Below are 2,601 nucleotides of genomic sequence, written 5' to 3'. Positions count from 1 at the left end.
GTGCTGCTGGGCGGAAACACCCTGACGCTGACCGATGCCGCCGGGGCCTTCAACGGCCGCATCAGCGGCTCGGGCGGTATCGCCATCGCCGGCGGTAGCCAGGCGCTGACGACCACGCAGGCCTACACCGGCGCGACCTCGATCGGGGCGGGCGCCACGCTGACGCTGGCGGGCAATGGCTTGATCGCCGCATCGAGCCGGGTCGTGGCGGACGGCACGCTGGATGTGGCTGACGCCGGCGCGACCATCCAGTCGCTCGCCGGCGACGGCCTGGTCCAGCTCGGCAGCCAGACGCTCACGCTGACGGCCGCCCGTGACGTCTTCGCCGGCACGATCGCCGGCGACGGCGCCCTGAACCTCACGGGCGGCACGGCGACCCTGGCCGGGAACAACACCTACCGCGGCGCCACCTACATCGGCGGCGGCGCCACGCTGGCGCTGAGCGGGCAGGGCAGCATCGCCAGCTCGAGCGGCGTGGACGTGGACGGCAGGTTCGACATCAGCGGCACCGACCGCGGGGCCACGGTCAGCACCGTCTCGGGTGCGGGCACCATTTACCTGGGCGCGCAGACGCTGGCGCTGAGCCGGGCGGCCGGCCTCTTTGCCGGCACCATCGTGGGCGCGGGCGGCCTGTCCGTCGACGGCGGCAGCATGTCCCTCGGCGGCGTCAACGACTACACGGGCACGACCTCGATCGCCGGCGGGGCGGCGCTGGCGCTGTCCGGCGCCGGCAGCATTGCCGGCAGCGCGGTGCGCGACGATGGCGTGTTCGACGTCTCGGGCGCGGCCCACGGCGTGGCGATCAAGGGCCTGACCGGCTCGGGCAGCGTTCTGCTGGGCGCGAACGACCTGACCGTCACCGCCGCCGCCGGCCGCTTCGGCGGCAATATTGCCGGCAGCGGCAGCCTGAAGGTCACAGGCGGCACGCTCACGCTCGACGGCGCCAACGACTATACCGGCAAGACGGTGGTCAGCGGCGGCACGCTGCGGACCTATGCCGACGCCAACCTCGGCAAGGGTAGCGCCGCACTCGAGCTCGACAACGGCACCTGGCAGACCAGCGCCGACCTGACGCACGAGCGCGGCCTGGCGCTGACGGGCCGGGGTACGGTCGACGTCGACGCCGGCACCGTGACCACCGAGAACGGCACGGTCGGCGGCAGCGGCACGCTGGTCAAGCAGGGCACCGGTACGCTGATCCTGCGCGGCGCGCTCGCCAACGGCGGCCTGCAGGTGGAGCACGGAACGGTGGCGCTGCATGCGGCCAACACCTATACCGGCGATACGACCGTGTCCCGGGACGGCATCCTGCGCATCGACAGCGACGCCAACCTGGGCGCCGCCGGCAACCGGCTGGTCCTCGACGGCGGCACGTTGCAGACCACCGGCAGCATGACGTCGGACCGCGCCTTCACGATCACGGCGCGCAACGGGGTGCTCGACGCCGAGGGCGCCGACAGCGTCGTCACGTTGAACGGCAACATCGGCGGCGACGGCCGGCTGGTCAAGGAAGGCCAGGGCACGCTGGTGCTCGGCGGCGACAACGGCGGCGGCCAGGGCAGCGCCAACGCGCCGGGCGACGGATGGACCGGCGGCCTGACCATCAACGACGGCCTGGTGAAGGTGACGAACGCCTACGGCCTCGGATGGGGCAGCGTGATGACGTTCAACGCCGGCACGATCTACGCGACCGTCGATATCGCGACCGGCCAGGACATCCGCATGGGCCGCTCGACCAACATCAACACCGAGGCCGACACCACGACCACGCTGGCGGGCGACCTGCTGTCGACCGGGGCGGGCGACGGCTGCTTCACCAAGACCGGCCAGGGCACGCTGAACGTCACCGGCAACGCCAATATCGACGCCACCTGCGTCCTGGAAGGCAAGCTGCTCGCGAACGGCCTCTTCAACAGCCGGGTGACGGTGGCGCACGGCGCCACGCTGGGCGGCAGCGGCACCGTCAAGGGCGACCTGCTGGTGCAGGGCACGCTCTCGCCGGGCAATTCGCCGGGCATGCTGACGGCCGATTCGAACATCACGATGGCCGCCGGCAGCACGTACAAGGAAGACATCGGCGGCACCGCGCAAGCCACGCCCACGGCGCCGGTCGGCGTGCCCGGGTATTACTCCTACCTGCACGTCGTCGGCGGCAAGCGCTTCACGATCGAATCGGGCGCCTCGCTGGCGCCGACGCTGAAGAACCTGTATTCGGCCGACGAGGCGGGCTATGGTTCGGCGCCGCTCAAGCCCGAACTGGGCCAGAGCTTCCGTATCGTTACCGCCGACGGCGGCATCGCCGGGCGCTTCGACACGCTGGTCCAGCCGGACGGCATGGACGGTACCCGCATGGCCGCGTTCTACAACGTCGGCGGCAACAACAGCATCGAGCTGAAGGTGCTGCCGGCGTCGTACGCGGACTGGAGCCGTGGCGGCAACGCGAACAGCCGCGCGGTGGCGGGCGCGCTCGACCGGATCGTCGACCTCGACCAGTCGGGCCGCGCCGGCGAACGGCAGGACCAGCTGTTGTACCGGGTCGGTTCCGCGACCGCGGACCGGCTCGGCGGCCTGCTGCGCGGGCTGTCCGGCGAAGTGCACGGC

At 71.9% G+C, this 2,601-nt stretch carries 1 protein-coding gene; it reads left to right on the top strand.

Annotated features, from left to right (window positions below; translation table 11 throughout):
- On the top strand, positions 1 to 2,601 hold a 2,601-nt coding region (locus ACEN88_RS28985), incomplete at both ends, for a beta strand repeat-containing protein (RefSeq protein WP_413345267.1).

Source organism: Massilia sp. CT11-108 (assembly GCF_047302915.1).
GTDB classification, from domain to species: Bacteria; Pseudomonadota; Gammaproteobacteria; order Burkholderiales; family Burkholderiaceae_D; genus Telluria; species Telluria orientalis.
This window is presented reverse-complemented; position numbering and strand designations above follow the sequence as displayed.